Raw genomic sequence first — 16,305 nt, forward strand, 5'->3', positions numbered from 1 at the left:
CTAACTATTCGAAAGTGCTAGCTCAGGGTTAGCTCGAGGTACCTTCGGTGCATGGAAGAGTTCGATCGCATCCTGTTCGACGTGTTCGCCCGCGGCTGCCCGTCGCGCGACGCGCTCGAGCACGTCACCGGCCGCTGGGGGGTGCTCGCGATGGTTGCCCTGCGGGACGGCTCGCTGCGCTTCAACGCGCTGCGCCGCCGGGTCGACGGGGTGAGCGAGAAGATGCTGTCGCAGACCCTGCACGCGCTCGAGCGGGACGGCTTCGTCGACCGGGTCGCGCAGCCGGTGATCCCACCTCGGGTCGATTACAGTCTGACGCCACTGGGATCCGAGGTCGCGGAGAAGTTGTTCGCGCTGATGGATCTGGTCGAGTCCCGAATGCCGGCGGTGCTGGCGGCGCGCGATGAGTACGACGGCGCGAAGGCCGTCTAGCGGGAGCGGAACTGGGCGGTGATCGGGCACTCGAAGGGGTCGCTGTGTCCGAGGCCGACCCGGTTGAGGTAGCGGACCACGATGGCGTACGAGTGCACCAGGGTCGTCTCGGTGTAGGAGATTCCGCGCTCGGCGCAGTAGCGCTGGACGATCGGGCGAGCCAGTCGGAGGTTGCCGCTGGGCATGCTGGGGAAGAGGTGGTGTTCGATCTGGTAGTTCAGGCCGCCCATCGCGACACCCATGCCGCGGCCGCGGATGTTGCGTGACATCAGCACCTGGCGGCGCAGGAAATCGATATCGGCGGTCGGCGGGACGATCGGCATTCCCTTGTGGTTCGGGGCGAAACTGGCTCCCATGTAAACGCCGAAGGTCACCAGTTGGACGGCGATAAACGCCAGCCCGAGCGGAATGCCGAGAATCCACAGCACCAGCAACGGAAAAGCAAGCAAACGAATGGCGAGCAGAGCGAGTTCCAGATTTCGATGCTTTCCACGGTCGGGGGACAGTAGCGTACGAACCGCGGTGATGTGCAGGTCGATGCCGGCAAGTGTCAGTAACGGAAAGAAAAACCAGCCCTGCCGGCGGACCAGCCAGCCGGCCAGTCCGGTACGTTCGCGGGCCTCGTCGGCGGTGAAGACCAACGCGCCAGCCTCGATGTCACCGTCTTTGCCGACCTGGTTGGGATTGGCGTGGTGGCGCGAGTGTTTGTTCATCCACCAGCGATAACTCAGGCCCACGACCAGGCACCCGACGATCCGGGAAAACCACTCGTTGTGCTTGCCTGCGGCGAAAACCTGCCGATGCGCCGCATCGTGCGAGAGGAACGCGACCTGGGTGACCAGGATGCCGAAAACCGCGGCCACGGCCAGTTGCCACCACGAGTGGCCGAGAGTGACCAGCAACACCGTCGGGACGGCGAAAAGTCCGGCGAGTAAAGCGATCCGGGCGAAATACCAGCCTACCCGTCTGTTCAGCAGGCCTTTTTCCCGTACGATCTTCGCGAGTTCGGTGTAGTCGCTGATCTGGTTTCGCCGGATCGGGCGCTCGGCAAGGGTGGCTGCGGGCATAGAGAATTCTCCAGGTCGGCGGAATCAATCCAGCGGATGCACGATGAGCGTATGAATCGCGCGATGCCCGGCGCGTCACCCAGGAGAGTCCCTTCAAGACCCCCTACTCAAGTAGGGGGTACCGAGAAATCGGTCACAGAGTGCACAGGGTCACTGAGGCAATGGCGAATTCTCGTTACCATCGGAAGGCAAAGCGGCCGGACGGAGGAAAACGGTGTCGTTTCTGCGCGGTGGGCGTCGTTTTCTGTTGTTGAGCCTGCGAAATCTGGGCTTTGGGCGGAGTCCGATGCGGCGGCACTCGGACTGGATCGAGAGTGTTGTGCTGCGTGTCGGTCTGGTCGCCACGGTCGTCGTGATCGCGCTCGCCCCGTCGATCGGCACCGACACGTACACGCGCGAGATGCGCCAAGTGGCCACCCAGACCGCCAGCCGGCACCAGATTTTCGCGGTGGCGCTGGGAAATGCCGCCACCCAACCGCCCAGCGGCGCGGAGCCCAGCGGGATCGCGCCGCCGCCGGTACGAGTCCCGGGCTCCTGGCGTACCGCGGACGGCCGTACGCACCGGGGGTCCATCGAGGTGGACAGTGGCACCCTCGCCGGCGCGCGGGTGCCGATCTGGGTGGACCAGACCGGCCAGCAGGTGCCGGCGCCGGAAACCGAGTCCAGCGCGATGATCGGTGCGGTGGTGGCCGCCGGTGGGGTAGTCGCCTTCACGATCCTGGTGTTCGTGGCTCTCTACTGGCTGGTCCGCTGGCCGCTGGACCGGCTCCGGATGGCCAGCTGGGAGCGCGAGTGGCGGCGCACCGCGTCCGACTGGGCGCCCGCCGCACGCACCGCCCGCCGGCCGACGACACCTCAGTCTGAGAGTCCCGCCAGCACTTCCAGGATTTGTTCGCCGTATTTGGCCAGCTTGCTCTCGCCGACGCCGCTGATCGTGCCCAGCTCGGTGAGGGACGAGGGCCGCTCGACGGCGATTTGCCGCAGCGTCGCGTCGTGGAAGATGACGTACGCCGGGAGGCCCAGCTCGCGGGCCGCGTTGCCGCGCCAGGACCGCAGCTCCTCGAACACCGGCGTCGCCTCGGGCGTCAGGTCGATCGTTGCCTTGCTCTTGCTCGGCTTGCTGGTCCGGGCCGCGCGGGCCGGGCGCTCTGGCTCCCGGCGCAGCCGCACTTGCCGGCTCTCAAAAAGGACCTGCGAGCTGGCGTCGGTGAGCACGAGGGTGCCGTAGTCGCCTTCGACCCCGAGCAGCTGCTGAGCCAACAGCTGCCGCACCACACCGCGCCATTCGAGGTCTTTGAGCTCGGTGCCCTTGCCGAAGACAGTCAGCGAGTCGTGACCGTGCTGGCGCACCTTGTCGGTGGTTTTTCCCAGCAGGATATCCACAATCTGGCCGGCACCGAACTTCTGGCCGCGCTCGCGGCGGAGCCGGTAGACGGCGGACAGCAGTTTCTGCGCGGCGACCGTGCCGTCCCAGGACTCCGGCGGCGTCAGGCAGGTGTCACAGTTCCCGCAGGCCTGGCCGGCGTCCACTGGCTGCCCGAAATACGCGAGGAGTTGACCGCGCCGGCATTCGACCGTCTCGCAGAGCGCGAGCATCGCGTCCAGATGGATACCGAGCCGCCTGCGGTAGGCGTCGTCGCCCTCCGAGGTGTCGATCATCCGGCGCTGCTGGACGACATCCTGCAGTCCGTACGCCAGCCATGCGGTCGACGGCAGCCCATCGCGGCCGGCGCGGCCGGTTTCCTGGTAGTAGCCCTCGACCGACTTGGGCAGGTCGAGATGGACGACGAAGCGTACGTCCGGTTTGTCGATGCCCATCCCGAAAGCGATGGTGGCGACCATGATCAGGCCGTCCTCGCGCAGGAACCGGGACTGGTTTCGGGCCCGCGTACGCGAATCCAGGCCAGCGTGATAGGGCAGGGCCGGAATCCCGTTCTCCACCAGGAAATCGGCGGTCTTCTCCACCGATGCGCGGGACAGGCAGTAGACAATGCCGGCGTCGCCGGCGTGCTCGGACCGCAGTAGCTCGAGCAGTTGCCGCTTGGGCTCCTTCTTCGAAGCGATCCGGTACTGGATGTTGGGCCGGTCGAAGCTGGACACGAAATGCCGGGCCTCGACCAGCTGCAGCCGGGTCGCGATCTCCTGGCGGGTGGCGTCGGTGGCGGTCGCGGTCAGCGCGATCCGCGGCACGTCCGGCCAGCGTTCGTGCAGCGCCGACAGCTCCAGGTAGTCCGGCCGGAAGTCGTGGCCCCACTGGGCGACACAGTGCGCCTCGTCGATGGCGAACAGCGAGACTTCGCCGCGGTCCAGCAGCCGCATGGTCGCGTCGAGTTTGAGCCGCTCCGGCGCCAGGTAGAGCAGGTCGAGCTTGCCCTCGACGAAGGCGGTCTCCACCTCGCGACGCTGGTACGAATCCTGGGTGGAGTTGAGGAATCCGGCCCTTACGCCGACCGCCTGCAGCGCGTCGACCTGGTCCTGCATCAGCGCGATCAGCGGCGAGATCACCACGCCGACGCCGTCCCGTACCAGCGCCGGGATCTGGTAGCAGAGCGACTTGCCGCCGCCGGTCGGCATCAGGACCAGCGCGTCCCCGCCGCCGATCAGGTGGTCGATGATCTCCTGCTGGCTGCCCCGGAACGAGTCATAGCCGAAGACCCGGGTGAGAACCTCGAGGGCGTTGCTCACTTCCGAGGGGACGACGGGAGAGGCCACCCACCGATCGTACGGTCCGGGCCGGACGCTCCAGCGCCCGACTCGCGGGCGCCGGAGCGGCCATCAGCCTTCCGGCTGCTCGATCAGCTGCCGGACTTCCATGCCCCAGTAGCGCGCGTCCGGCCAGCGGCCGGCGATCTCCACGGCCCGTTCTTCGGAGGCCACATCGACGATGAGCAGGCCCGCGAGCTGCTCCTTCGCCTCGATGTACGGCCCGTCGGTGACCGCCGGGACACCGCCGCGAGTACGCACCGCCTTGGCCGTGGAAGCCGCGAAAAGCGCCTCGCCGCTCACCCACTCGCCACTGTCCGCGAGTTCCTGCCAGAGCGCGCCGGCCTCGTTCATGACCGCGGTCTGCTCGTCCTTGGACAGCGCCTCGAAAACGGCGGGGTTCTGGAAGATCATCAGCATGTACTTCATCGTCACGCTCCTGCCAGCTGGTGCGGCCCCGCTTGCCGGGTGCCTCTCGCGGATACGTCGGAACCGCCTTGCCGGTCTCTACATTTCCCGACTCGGCACCTCATCCGCGAGTCAGGGCCGTCGTACGAACTAGTTTTGGGCCTTGGTGGAGGACCATGACGAGGAGGCTGTGCGATGAAGCTCGGGTGGAGCATGGGCTACTGGGGAGCCGGGCCGCGGCCGGGTATCGAGCAGGTCGTGGCCGAGGCCGACCGGCTCGGCCTCGACTCGATCTGGACGGCCGAGTCGTACGGCTCGGACGCGCTGACCCCGCTGGCCTGGTACGGCGCTCGTACGACCCGGCCGCGGCTGGGCACCGGCATCGTGCAGATGAGCGCTCGTACGCCGACCGCCGTGGGAATGGCCGCGATGACGCTGGACCACCTGTCCGGCGGTCGGTTGATCCTCGGGCTCGGCACCTCCGGACCGCAGGTGGTCGAGGGCTGGTACGGCCAGGAATACGGCAAACCATTGGCCCGTACGCGCCAGTATGTCGACATCGTAAGGAAAGTCGTCGCCCGGGAGCGGCTCACGTACCAAGGTGCTGACTACCGGATGCCGATCGAGGGTGGCACCGGCCTCGGCAAGCCGCTGCGGTCCACGATCCGGCCGCTTCGTGACGACATCCCGATTTTCCTTGGTGCGCAAGGACCGAAGAACGTCGCACTGGCGGCCGAGATCGCCGATGGGTGGCTCACGTTGTTCTTCGGGCCGAAACTCAACGATCACTACCGGAAAATCCTCGCCGAGGGTTTCGCTCGTCCAGGCGCCCGTCGGGACAAGGACGGTTTCGAGGTGGCGGTCAGCGTCGACGTGGTTGTCGACGACGATATTGAGGCCGCGGCGGACAAAGTACGGCCGGGTCTCGCGCTCTACATCGGCGGGATGGGTGCCGCGGAGGTGAATTTCCACCGTAACCAGTTCGTCCGGATGGGATACGAGCAGGAGTGCGAGAAGATCACCGAGCTTTACCTCGCGGGCCGCAAAGACGAGGCGATCGCCGCGGTGTCCACGAAGATGGTGGAAGAGGTGGCGCTGATCGGCCCGAAGGCCAAGATCGCCGACGACCTGGCCGGCTGGCGGAACACCATCGCGACCAGCCTGATCCTCCAGCGCGGCGACATCCCGACACTGCGTACGATGGCGGAGCTAATGGAATAATTCAGGACAAAGTGCGGGAAAATGCAGAAAGCTCTGAAGCGCGTCCTGCGGACCGGGGTGTGCTGGGGCTGGCGTTACACCGGCTCCGGTTACGAGAGCCTCGGCCTGCCCTGCTTCACGATCGAGGTCTGAGCCTGGCCCGGCAGGCTGCCCGGGGAATGCTCAACCGGCGGCCTGCCGGGCGAAGCGGGCGACCACGTCCGGGCGGGTGGCGAGCTTGGGCGGATAGCCGGGTCCCATCGCGAACCGCACCTCGTCCGATGCCAGCGGGGTGTGGCAGTGCGAGCAGACCACCTCGGCGTGCGCGTCGTGGTCGCATGTCGTGTGGTGCATCGTGATCGGCGCTGAGCTCTCCTCGTACAGCCACCTATCGCCCCACGCGGCGATGGCGGCGAGCACCGGGAAGAAGTCCTTGCCCTTGCCGGTCAGCACATACTCGTACCGCACCGGCTCCTGGTGATAAGGCACCTTTTCCAGCAGACCCTCGGTGACCAGCCGGTTCAGCCGCTCGGTGAGGGTGTTGCGGGCGATCCCGAGTGCTGACTGGAACTCGTCGAAGCGCTTGATGCCGTAGAACGCCTCCCGCAGGACGAGCGGTGTCCACCAGTCGCCGAGCAGGTCCACGGTCTGGGCGATCTGACAGGGCCAGTTGGCGAACGACGTCCTTCTCATGGCCGAAATGGTACTCAGTTGTTCGACAGGACTGGCGGTATTTCGCCGTTGACTCCTGCGTCTATTTACGCAACTCTAGAGTTCAGAGCCGGGAAGGTGGAGGGAACCCATGCGGTACGCGGACACGCCGACGGTCGAGGTCGACACGTACATCCAAGCGGCACCGGACCTGGTGTGGGATCACGTCATCGATTTCGACCTGATGGTGAGCATGAGCCCTGAGCTGCGAGGGTTCGAGTGGGAAGGCGAGGGCGACGGGCCGGCGGTCGGCCGATCGTACGTGGGGAAGAACTTCCACAAGGACTTCGGCGAGTGGCAGACCACGTCGACGGTGATCGCGTACGACCCGCCGCGGGAGTTCGCGTGGGCGGTGTCCGATGTGGACTTCCCGTCTTCGATCTGGCGGTTCCGGCTGCGCCCGGAAGGCGGCGGGACAGTGCTCAGCCAGTGGATGCAGATGGGGCCGGCGCGGTCCGGGCTGAGTTTCGCGATTGACCGGATGCCGGACAAGGAGGAGCGGATCGTGGCCCGCCGGCTGGGAGAGTTCCGCACCGCGATGGAAAACAACCTGCGTACGTTCAAAAAGCTGAGCGAAGAGGCGGCCGGCTGATGCGTACCGCGACCACCGTGGAACCCGCAGGACACTTCCGCGAGACAATGGATTTCGCGGTGGAAGCGGAGAAACTCGGGCTCGACGTGTGCTTTGTGGCCGAGGCCTGGGGCTCGGACGCGGTGTCCGCGCTCGGGTATCTGGCGGCGGTCACGCACCGGATGCGGCTCGGCTCCGGCATCGTCCAGCTCGGCACTCGTACGCCGGCGGCCATCGCGATGAGCGCCATGACGTTGGCGGAGTTGTCCGAAGGGCGTTTCATTCTCGGTCTCGGCGGCTCCGGACCGCAGGTCATCGAGGGGTTGCATGGCGTGCCCTTTGCCCGGCCGCTGGGCCGGATGCGGGAAACCGTGCAGATCATCCGGCGGATTTTTCGCCGGCGAGAAGGTGGATTTCCAGGGCGAGCATTTCCAGATTCCGTTGCCTGGCGGAGATGCCCGGCCGATGCGGCTCAGTATGTCGCCGAACGAGGACATTCCGATCTACCTGGCCACGCTTTCCCCGAAAATGCTCCGACTGACCGGGGAAGTCGCGGACGGTTGGCTGGGCACCAGCTTCGTGCCCGAAGGCGCGGCCGACGCGTATTTCAGCCATCTCGCCGAGGGCGCGCGGATTTCTGGCCGCAAGCTCGAAGACCTGGACATCTGTCAGGGCGCCGAGGTGTGTTTCGCGGCCGATGAAGAGGAACTGCGGACGATGGTCGGCAGCCGCAAGAAGGAGCTGGCCTTCAGCCTGGGCGGAATGGGTTCGGCCACCACGAACTTCTACAACGCGGCGTACAGCCGGCAGGGGGCTGGTCGGAGGTGGCGGCGCGGGTACGGGCGCGTTGGCTGGCCGGCCGGCGGGACGACGCGGCCGCTCTGGTGACCGACGAGATGGTGCTCGCGACGACCCTGATCGGCACCGAGCCGATGGTCCGCGAGCGGCTCCAGGTGTGGCAGAAGGCTGGTGTGGACACCGTACGGCTCTACCCCGCGGGCGCGACGCTGGCGGCGCGGCTGGACACCCTGGGCCGCGCGATCGAGCTCGTCCGGGAGGTTAGTCGGTCTCGGACAGCCGCCGCAGCAGCGGAGTGATCCGGTAGCCGACCATCTCCCGCATCACCAGCGCCGTACTCGTGCGTTCCACCCCACCGATGGCGAGGATCTCGCCAGCGACCCGGTAGAGGTCGTCGCCGTCGGTGGCCACCACCCGCACCATCAGGTCGGTCTGCCCGCTGATGCCCTGCACCTGCAGAACCTCTGGGATGTCCGCCAGTGCTGCGCCCACCTCGTCGAGGCGGCGCTGGGTGACCTGGGTCGTCACGTACGCCGTCAGCGGGTAGCCGAGCGTACGCGGCGCGATCCGCCGCTCGAACGAGTCCAGCAGGCCATCCTGTTCGAGCTTGGCGAGCCGGGCCTGGACGGTGTTGCGGGACATGCCGAGCCGGTCGGCGAGCGCGATCGCGGTGGCTCGCGGCTGGTCGGTGAGGGCCAGCAGGAGCCGCGCGTCGGTCTGGTCGACCCGGTCGCGGTTGGGCACGATGCTCACTCCGTATGGGCGCGTCGATGCTGGGCAGTGCAACCTGACCAGCCGGTGCTCATCACATTGTGCACTTCACCCGGACGTGGTCTGCTCCTACTCACCATATGCACTGCCGAAACAGGGTGAAGATGATGACCAGTGCCGCTCCCGCCGGCGCTTTGCCGCAGTCCGACGGCCCCGAGGGTGCTGGCCGAGATCGAGAGCCGGGTGCTGTGGCTCGCGAGCGCGATCGTGCACCATGCGAACCGGGTCCGGCCGAACCCGTCCGGCCTGAAGGTGGGCGGCCACCAGGCGTCATGCGCGTCGATGGTGTCGATCATGACCGCGCTCTGGTTCAGGCACCTGCGCCCGCAGGACCGGGTGTCGATGAAGCCACACGCCTCGCCGGTGCTGCACGCCGTGAACTATCTGCTCGGCGAGCTGGACGAGTCCTATCTGAGCACGCTGCGAGATTTTGGTGGTTTGCAAAGCTATCCGAGCCGCTCCAAGGATCCCGACCCGGTGGACTACTCGACCGGATCGGTCGGGATCGGCGCCACCGCCCCGATTTGGGGCGCGCTGGCCCGCCGGTACGTACGGGAGAAGATCGGTGCCGGTGCCACCGGGCGGCAGTACTCGCTGGTCGGGGACGCGGAACTGGATGAGGGCGCGGTCTGGGAAGCGATCCTGGATCCGGCCGTCGCCGAGCTGGGCGAGCTGGGCGAGCTGGTGTGGATCATCGACCTCAACCGGCAGTCGCTGGACCGGGTGGTGCCGAACATCGCCGCCGAGCGGCTGGAGGGCATGTTCGCCGCCGCCGGCTGGCAGGTCATCGCACTGAAATACGGGCAGCTGCTGGAAGAACTCTTCGCGCGGCCCGGTGGGGACGCGTTGCGGGCCCGGATCGACGAGATGTCCAACCCGGAATACCAGCGGTTGTTGCGGTGTACGGCCGAGCAACTGCGCGAGCGGCTTCCCGGCGATGGACCTGGCGGCGCGGCGATCGCGAGGCTGATCGCGGAAATCGACGACCCGTCGCTGGTCGCCGCGATCCGCAATCTCGGCGGACACGACCTGGCCGCGCTCGACGCTGCCTACGCGTCCATTGAGGACACTCGGCCGACCGCCATTTTCGCGTACACGGTCAAGGGATATCGGCTGCCGGTCCAGGGCCACCCACAAAATCACTCGTCGTTGCTGACCACCGACCAGATGCGAGAGCTGGCGGGGGAGTTGGGCACCGATCCCGACCATCCCTGGCAGGGCTTGGAAACGGACAGCGCGGCTGGCCGGCTCTGCGCTGCCACCGCGGCGAAACTTCGTCGTGCGGCCGAAATCCCGCAGCCGCCGCCAACCCTGCCCGTCGATATCGGGCGTACGCCCGCCGGGACCCGCGACCACCCAGGCCGCCCTCGGCCGGGTTCTGCTCGATCTCACCCGGCAAGCGCCGGAGGCGGCCGCTCGGGTGGTCACCGTCAGCCCGGATGTGAGTTCGTCGACGAACCTCGGCGGCTGGGTGAATAAGGTCGGTGTCTGGTCGTCCAGGGAACGGGTCGACTGGTTCGCCGACGACAGCGAGACAATCCTGCACTGGCGGGGAAAAAAACCCACCGGCCAGCACATCGAGCTGGGGATCGCGGAGACCAACCTGGTGGGTTTGCTGGGCGAACTGGGCGCGACCTGGAGCCGGTGGGGGCAGCCGCTGCTGCCGATTGGCGTGATGTACGACCCGTTCGTGGAACGGGCTCTGGAGCCGTGGTCATTCGGGATTTATGCCGGCGGGCAGTCGATTCTGGTTGGCACGCCATCGGGAATCTCACTGGCGCCCGAGGGTGGCGCGCACCAGTCGATCACCACTCCATCGATTGGCATTGAACAGCCGGGCTGTGTCGCGTACGAGCCGGCTTTCGCGATCGACGTGGAATGGACGTTGCTGGCGAGCCTTGCCCAGCTCGGAAAGCCGGACGGCACCTCAGCATATCTGCGGCTGTCCACTCGAGCCGTCGACCAGACGCTGGCCGAAGTCCCCACCGATCCAGCCGCTCGCGAGCGCCGCCGGCGACAGGTCGTCGCGGGCGCGTACCTGTTGCGTAAAGCCGAGAACCCGGGAGTCACGATCGCCGCGATGGGCGCCATGATCCCGGAAGCGCTGGCAGCGGCCGATCGGTTGGAGCAGGCCGGCGTCGGCGTGGACGTGGTCTGCGTGACGAGTCCAGGTTTGCTTTTCCACGCTCTGCGGGCAAAGCAGGGCCGGGAGGACGGGCCGAGCTGGATTCTCGACCAAGCCTTCCCGGGCTCCCGGGCCACCCCGCTGGTCACTGTCCTTGATGGACATCCGCACACTTTGGCATTCCTGGCCACTATCAACCGGGTGGCGAGCACCTCGTTGGGTGTCACCCGGTTTGGCCAGTCCGGATCTCCGGAGGACGTCTACCGCTATCACGGCGTCGACGCGGACAGCATTGTCCGCGCCGCGCTGGACATTCTCTAGATCTACTTGTCCTTGTTGCCGGTGATGCCGTCGACGAAGCCGGAGACCTTGTCCTTCGCGGTGTCCAGGGCATCCTTGGCTTTCGCCTTGGCCTGCTGGCCCTGCCCCTCAGCCTCGGTGCCACGGTCACCGGTCACCTTGCCGACGGTTTCCTTGGCCTTGCCAGCAAACTCGTCGGCCTTGTTTTCGACGTGATCGTGCATTCCCATGATGGATCTCTCCTTCTGACGTGGGTGGGTGGTGCCACCCTTGAGTGCCCGCGATGCGGGGTTTCTAATCACCCGTTCGCGAGTGAATCAGGCCACTCGCTGGCGGGAGCTGGCGCCGACGGTGAATTCCACCCTTGCCGGCAGGTCTGTTTCCAGGGCCTCGCGTACGTGCGCGATCGCCGCTGTTTCGATCCGATCGCGGAGCGCACCGAGGTCGGCGGTCGGTTCGGCTTGGATCTTCAACAGAAGTTTGCGGTCGGCGGGTGCGGCCGATCATCCGAGCGCTCGCCCTTCGTACCCCGGAAATATCGGCGACCTCGGCTCCGACCGCGTCGAGCAGCGCTCGGCACATAAGTGTGGTGCCGCCAAGACTGGGGTCTTTCTCGAGTTCCAGCCGGGCCACTCGGTCCAGCCGGGTCTGGGCCACCACCCACCAGAGTCCGAGTGATGCCAACACAATGCTCCCGGCAACTACCGCTGGAAGAAGCCACGGCGGCACTGCTGGAAACTTTACTTTGGCGCTCGCGCGAATGGCTTGGATCGAGCCAAAGCTCACCATCAGACCGGCGATCCCAGCGGCCAGAATGAGCAGGCTGAACAGGGTGAGGAGAACGCGGTTCGCGCGATCTGTGCGCGGGTTCACCGGGCATTCCGCAGGGATGTGCGGACCGCGACCGAGTCGATGCCGTTGGTGACCGGGGCCAGTCGGGTGAACCGCCGGCGGCGAGGCCAGAGTTGACTGCCCAGTAACAGAAAGCCGGCCGCGGTGAGGCCGCCCAGGGCTAGTCGTACGGGCAGGTCCTGCCAGGTTCTCATGGTCAGATAGGCGGTGACGGTGTCCAGGTGGACAAGCCAGGGTTGCATGCCGAGCGCCGTGCGCACCACTTCGGTGATAATGACCACGGCCAGTGCGATGGCGGCCAGGCCGAGGACGAGAGCAAGCAGTCGGTCGAAAACGCGCATGAACTCACACCACCCTTCGTTTCGCAGCGCCAGTAGTCGGCATTGCGGTGACGGTCACGTGGACAGCCGCGACCGCGAAGCCGGTGAGCAGTGGCACCTGTTCGGCGACTTTTTCGCGTACCCGCCGGGCCGTCGCGCGGAGCGGGGCCGGCCAGCGTACGACGACTTGCAACTCGATGGTGGCCCGATCGTCCGCCATTCGTATTCTCGCGCGCGGTGGACTTGTCGAAACCGCCTCGACCTGGGCGGCCGCGGTGGCCGCGATCCGCTCCACCACCCGGTTGTCGATGTCCAGCCGGCCACGAGTGTCCACAGTGGACTGAGCAGTGGCCTCAACAATGGCGGTCATCGCCGCTGCCGGTCTTGGCCGCCAAGATAACTGGCGATATCCAGTTCGCCGGCGAGAACCTTGCCGACACCAAGGCCGACGATCCCGAAGACAACGGCGGCCAGGAATCCGAAGAATCCGCCGGTGGTCGTCGCAACGGCGATCAGTAGCCCTGCGAACAGGCCTATCGTGCTTCGAGACATGATTTTCTCCCTCTAGAGCCATAGTCCGGGACCAGTTGGCGGCGCCGGAGCGTGCTGCCCGGCACCGCCAACCGGCTTGCCGGCAGGCAACCCCCCTCGCGATGCCTACCGGCGCTTCACCGCCGGGCCACCGCGGTCCTATTGCACGCGGGTCTGCTCCGGTTCGGACTCCTCGCCCGGAATGTGGATGTCGTTGACGGCCACGTTGACCTCGGTGACCTCCAGGCCGGTCATTCGCTCGACCGACTGGATGACGTTGCGCCGGATAGCTACCGCGAGGTCGGCGATGGAAACGCCGTATTCCACCACGATGTTCAGGTCCACCGCGGTCTGCCGCTCGCCGACCTCGACCGCGACGCCCTGAGTGATGTTGGTGGCACCGCCGGGAATCCGGTCTCGGAGCGCGCCCAAGGCGCGGCCAAAAGAACCGCCGAGATCATGGACACCGGAGATTTCGCGGGTCGCGATGCCGGCGATTTTCTGGACGACACCGTCGGCGATCGAGGTACGGCCGTCCGGTCCAGTCAGGCTTTCGATGGCGGCGGTGCCGTGCGGCTGCGTCCGGACCGCCGGCGCGGCGGTGGTTTTCGGTGCTTCCTTGGCAACTGTGGCGTTGTCGGCCATGGTGACGGTCCCTTTCTCGCGGTGCCGCCGGCGTCCTCGCCGTGCGGCTTCACTGGGAAAGAGGCCGCTCGGCGCGATTCGTCACGGGCACCGACTTGTGACTGCTGTCACAGCGGATTCCCGTTCGGAGCGTACGGGTGACCTTTGGCATCAGGATCCGGTGACATCGGGCAATTGTTTCCTTCTGTAGAGCCAAAATAGGCTGCCGGAAATCAAAATCGGCAGAAGGACCCATACATCGTGCTCTGGAAACACCTCGCGGCCGCCGGAGTCGTCGCCGCGGCTATTTTGGCCACTCCGACGGTGGGCCACCGCGACACCGGCCGGCGCGGCAGTCGCCACCGCTGTGCCGTCCGTCGTCTATGACAGTGACATGGATTTTTGACGACGCGTCGACGCTGGCCTTGTTATGTCAGGAAGACAAACAACACCACATCAAGCTCCGCGCCGTCACTGTCGTCAACGACGGATTCGGCACTCGGGGGCGATCACTCACCCACGCACGCGCGATTCTCGACCAGTGCGGGCTGTCGAACGTACCCATCGCGGACGGCTCGGACACCGGCGTCAACCCGCCGCCACCGGAGGCGCGCGAGATGATCGAGCGGGTGTTGACGGGCGCGCTGGCGGACGGCTCGCGCGTCGGTGCCGCCGGCCACGGGTTCGGCGCCACAGCTGATCGCGGCCGCCGCGCTTTCCTCGTCGACACCGGTGACCGTGCTGGCCACCGGCCCGCTGAGCAACGTGGCGGCGGCACTGCGGATAGCGGGAGTGGCCGCCAAAATCAGCCGTTTGTACGCGATGGGCGGCGCCTTCACTGTGCCAGGAAACCTCTTCGGTTCCACGGTGGGTGGCTTCGACAACACCCAGGAAGCCAACATGTGGGTGGATCCGGCCGCGCCGGCCAGCGTTTTTGGTGTAATGCGCCGAGGTTCCGTGCGTCTCGTGCCGCTGGACGCCACCTCCCACGTGCCGATCACGCCTGCGTACGTCGACCGGCTTGGCGGTGCGGCGCGGACCGACCAGGCGCGACTGGTCCATTCGATCGTCACCCAGCCGGACGTGGCCTCGCTGATCACCCTGGGCGGACTCTTCTGGTGGGATCCGCTGACCGCTGTTTCCATGCTGTCGTACGTTGACAAAACAGGTGACGACCCGGTTACTTTCCAGCCGCAAAACATATCGGTGACCCCCCCAACCGGCGCGTCCGCCGGACGTACCACCGTGTCCCCCGCTGGTGCACCGCAGAATGTCGGCAGCACGGCCGATCAGGCGGAATTCGAGCAGTCTTTCCTTGACCAGTTGAACGGAAACTGATCGTCAGGTGACGGGGAACTGGCGGGCCCAGAAGCCGTCCCACATCGAGGTGGGAAGCAGCCGGTACATCACCGGCATCAGTCTGGGCGCCACGCCGACCTTGTAGCGGGCCCGCGGCCGGGTGGCGGTCGCGGCCCGTACGACTACTCGCGCGACCTGGTCGGGAGTGGACATTCCGCGGGCGTTGTCGTTGGTCCATCCGGCCATCCGGGCACGGTGGTTCTGCCGGAACTTCTCGTACGGGCCGCTGCCGGCCGGCCAGGTTTCGTGCTCGGTGGCGGCGAATCCGGTGGTGATCACGCCACCGGGTTCCAGAACCACCACCCGGACCCCGAAATCACGCACCTCGTAGCGGAGCGCGTCCGACAGCGCCTCGACCGACCACTTACTCATCGCGTACGTGCCAGTGGCCGGCACTCCCATCAGACCGGCCGCGGACCCGATGTTGACGATCGTGCCACCTCCTTTTGTTCGCATGTTCGGCAAAGCCAGCTGACACATCCGGATCAACCCGTAAACGTTGGTCTCGAACTGCCGGCGGACCAGGTCCAACGGCACTTCCTCGATCGGGCCGGCCTGCGCATAGCCAGCGTTGTTGACCAGCGTGCCGATGGCGCCGTGTTCCGCTTCGACCGCCTTGACGGCACGTACGCGCGACTCCTCGTCGGTCACATCGAGCTGGACCAGTCGGCAACCGGCAGCCGCCAGGTCCTGGATCGTGTCCAGCCGACGGGCTGACGCCCAGGTCGGAATTCCGGCCTTGACCAGCGCAATCGCGGTGGCACGGCCGATGCCGCTGGAGCATCCGGTGACCAGGGCGGCGGGTGAACGACTCATCTGACGGCCTCCATCTTACTAAATGTTCAGTAAGTTGGACGCTAGCTTACTTACTGATTATTTAGCAAGTAGGCTGCAGGCATGAGCAAACGGTCCGGCGATACGAGCGAGCGCATCCTGTCCATCGCGCGGGAGCTGTTCGGCAGTCGCGGCTACACCGGCACGTCGATCGCGGACATCGCCACCGAGCTGGGCACACACCCCGGCCGCGCTGTACTACCATTTCCGTTCCAAGGCAGACATCTTGAACGCGCTGGTCGCCGAACCCCTGGCAGCGTACGTAAGACTCGCTGACCGAACCGTCGCCGGCAAGACTGCGCCGGCGGAGTTACTGCAGGCATTCCTGGACTTCACTGTGGAAACCAGGACCTTACTGCCGATCGTCGGCAGTGATCCGTCCGTACGAGCGATCATCGATCCGCAGCTGCCGCGCCGGCCGGACGAGATCTTCGCCGCGCTGCTGGCGGGCCTCGCCGGCCCGCGACCCAGTCGAGCCGGGAAAATTCGGGCACAGGCGGCTTTCGCGGTGGTGAAGGAGGCCACCGTCGGCGCGATGGGGTCCGCCCATGACTCGCTGCGACCGGCCGATCGCGCCGAGATCCTCGCCGCCGCCCTCCGGGCTTTGAACCCGCCAAGTGACGGTTAAGATCCGATCATGACCGATCAGGCGACCTCGCTTCAGCTGGCTGTCCACAATGCGGCGACTTTCTGGTGCGC

The 16,305-nt window shown here is 66.5% G+C and carries 18 protein-coding genes and 3 pseudogenes; 9 read left to right on the plus strand and 12 right to left on the minus strand.

What is annotated here, in order from left to right; genetic code table 11:
- Window positions 1-51: 51 nt before the first annotated feature.
- Window positions 52-432 carry a winged helix-turn-helix transcriptional regulator gene (locus tag GNX96_RS01645; RefSeq protein ID WP_163566747.1) on the plus strand — a complete coding sequence of 127 codons (381 nt, stop codon included), beginning with the start codon at window positions 52-54 and terminating at the stop codon, window positions 430-432.
- On the opposite strand, the gene GNX96_RS01650 is transcribed toward GNX96_RS01645, so the two are convergent.
- Complete coding sequence (locus tag GNX96_RS01650) at window positions 429-1,499, minus strand: fatty acid desaturase family protein (RefSeq protein ID WP_163566748.1); 1,071 nt, start codon at window positions 1,497-1,499, stop codon at window positions 429-431. The two genes, GNX96_RS01645 and GNX96_RS01650, sit on opposite strands and share 4 nt — an antisense overlap.
- A 286-nt stretch (window positions 1,500-1,785) precedes the next feature.
- Between GNX96_RS01650 and GNX96_RS67000 the strand changes: the two are divergent.
- Window positions 1,786-2,247 (plus strand): annotated as a pseudogene (locus GNX96_RS67000) (Rv1733c family protein); the annotation flags it as partial.
- Window positions 2,248-2,354: 107 nt separating this feature from the next.
- Here the strand turns inward: GNX96_RS67000 and recQ are convergent.
- Complete coding sequence (gene recQ / locus GNX96_RS01660; protein WP_279579072.1) at window positions 2,355-4,184, minus strand: DNA helicase RecQ; 1,830 nt, start codon at window positions 4,182-4,184, stop codon at window positions 2,355-2,357.
- 90 nt (window positions 4,185-4,274) lie between these two features.
- Complete coding sequence (locus tag GNX96_RS01665) at window positions 4,275-4,631, minus strand: YciI family protein (RefSeq protein WP_163566751.1); 357 nt, start codon at window positions 4,629-4,631, stop codon at window positions 4,275-4,277.
- A 174-nt stretch (window positions 4,632-4,805) separates the two neighbouring features.
- Here GNX96_RS01665 and GNX96_RS01670 point away from each other — a divergent pair, with 174 nt between their 5' ends.
- Window positions 4,806-5,831, plus strand: coding sequence for an LLM class F420-dependent oxidoreductase (locus GNX96_RS01670; RefSeq protein WP_163566752.1), 1,026 nt, complete (start codon window positions 4,806-4,808; stop codon window positions 5,829-5,831).
- Window positions 5,832-5,993: 162 nt separating this feature from the next.
- Here GNX96_RS01670 and GNX96_RS01675 read toward each other — a convergent pair whose 3' ends face one another.
- Window positions 5,994-6,503, minus strand: coding sequence for a winged helix-turn-helix transcriptional regulator (locus GNX96_RS01675; protein ID WP_163566753.1), 510 nt, complete (start codon window positions 6,501-6,503; stop codon window positions 5,994-5,996).
- A gap of 109 nt (window positions 6,504-6,612) precedes the next feature.
- On the opposite strand from GNX96_RS01675, the gene GNX96_RS01680 reads away from it, so the two are divergent.
- Window positions 6,613-7,113 (plus strand): SRPBCC family protein, encoded by a 501-nt coding sequence (locus GNX96_RS01680; protein WP_163566754.1) that lies wholly within the window; start codon window positions 6,613-6,615, stop codon window positions 7,111-7,113.
- A pseudogene (locus GNX96_RS01685) lies at window positions 7,113-8,189 on the plus strand (LLM class F420-dependent oxidoreductase). Before GNX96_RS01680 ends, GNX96_RS01685 begins: the two are co-directional and overlap by 1 nt.
- Here GNX96_RS01685 and GNX96_RS01690 read toward each other — a convergent pair.
- Window positions 8,152-8,634, minus strand: a complete 483-nt coding sequence (locus GNX96_RS01690; protein WP_163566755.1) for an Lrp/AsnC family transcriptional regulator — start codon at window positions 8,632-8,634, stop codon at window positions 8,152-8,154. The pseudogene GNX96_RS01685 and the gene GNX96_RS01690 sit on opposite strands and share 38 nt — an antisense overlap.
- A 141-nt stretch (window positions 8,635-8,775) precedes the next feature.
- On the opposite strand from GNX96_RS01690, the pseudogene GNX96_RS01695 reads away from it, so the two are divergent.
- Window positions 8,776-11,107: pseudogene (locus tag GNX96_RS01695) on the plus strand (transketolase-like TK C-terminal-containing protein).
- Between the two features lie 2 nt (window positions 11,108-11,109).
- Here GNX96_RS01695 and GNX96_RS01700 read toward each other — a convergent pair.
- From GNX96_RS01700 to GNX96_RS01725, 6 genes are all read right to left on the minus strand, one after another.
- Window positions 11,110-11,316: a CsbD family protein gene (locus GNX96_RS01700; RefSeq protein ID WP_279579073.1), complete on the minus strand. Its 207-nt coding sequence runs from the start codon at window positions 11,314-11,316 to the stop codon at window positions 11,110-11,112.
- 87 nt (window positions 11,317-11,403) lie between these two features.
- Window positions 11,404-11,559, minus strand: a complete 156-nt coding sequence (locus GNX96_RS01705; RefSeq protein ID WP_163566756.1) for a hypothetical protein — start codon at window positions 11,557-11,559, stop codon at window positions 11,404-11,406.
- A gap of 396 nt (window positions 11,560-11,955) precedes the next feature.
- Window positions 11,956-12,279, minus strand: a complete 324-nt coding sequence (locus tag GNX96_RS01710; RefSeq protein WP_163566757.1) for a hypothetical protein — start codon at window positions 12,277-12,279, stop codon at window positions 11,956-11,958.
- 4 nt (window positions 12,280-12,283) lie between these two features.
- Complete coding sequence (locus tag GNX96_RS01715; RefSeq protein WP_163566758.1) at window positions 12,284-12,628, minus strand: Asp23/Gls24 family envelope stress response protein; 345 nt, start codon at window positions 12,626-12,628, stop codon at window positions 12,284-12,286.
- Window positions 12,625-12,810, minus strand: a complete 186-nt coding sequence (locus GNX96_RS01720; RefSeq protein WP_163566759.1) for a hypothetical protein — start codon at window positions 12,808-12,810, stop codon at window positions 12,625-12,627. The genes GNX96_RS01715 and GNX96_RS01720 overlap by 4 nt, the downstream gene beginning before the upstream one ends.
- Window positions 12,811-12,948: 138 nt before the next feature.
- Window positions 12,949-13,434, minus strand: a complete 486-nt coding sequence (locus GNX96_RS01725) for an Asp23/Gls24 family envelope stress response protein (RefSeq protein WP_163566760.1) — start codon at window positions 13,432-13,434, stop codon at window positions 12,949-12,951.
- Window positions 13,435-14,079: 645 nt separating this feature from the next.
- Here GNX96_RS01725 and GNX96_RS01730 point away from each other — a divergent pair.
- Complete coding sequence (locus tag GNX96_RS01730; RefSeq protein ID WP_163566761.1) at window positions 14,080-14,751, plus strand: nucleoside hydrolase; 672 nt, start codon at window positions 14,080-14,082, stop codon at window positions 14,749-14,751.
- Between the two features lie 3 nt (window positions 14,752-14,754).
- Here GNX96_RS01730 and GNX96_RS01735 read toward each other — a convergent pair whose 3' ends face one another.
- Window positions 14,755-15,588 (minus strand): SDR family NAD(P)-dependent oxidoreductase, encoded by an 834-nt coding sequence (locus GNX96_RS01735; RefSeq protein ID WP_163566762.1) that lies wholly within the window; start codon window positions 15,586-15,588, stop codon window positions 14,755-14,757.
- A gap of 81 nt (window positions 15,589-15,669) precedes the next feature.
- On the opposite strand from GNX96_RS01735, the gene GNX96_RS47920 reads away from it, so the two are divergent.
- Together GNX96_RS47920 and GNX96_RS01740 are read left to right on the plus strand one after the other, a co-directional pair.
- Window positions 15,670-15,882, plus strand: a complete 213-nt coding sequence (locus GNX96_RS47920) for a TetR/AcrR family transcriptional regulator (RefSeq protein ID WP_279579074.1) — start codon at window positions 15,670-15,672, stop codon at window positions 15,880-15,882.
- Window positions 15,833-16,234, plus strand: a complete 402-nt coding sequence (locus tag GNX96_RS01740) for a hypothetical protein (protein WP_279579075.1) — start codon at window positions 15,833-15,835, stop codon at window positions 16,232-16,234. The genes GNX96_RS47920 and GNX96_RS01740 overlap by 50 nt, the downstream gene beginning before the upstream one ends.
- The last annotated feature ends 71 nt before the right edge of the window (window positions 16,235-16,305 follow it).

Origin of the sequence: Fodinicola feengrottensis, from assembly GCF_010993775.1 — a bacterium.
GTDB lineage: Bacteria > Actinomycetota > Actinomycetes > Mycobacteriales > HKI-0501 > Fodinicola > Fodinicola feengrottensis.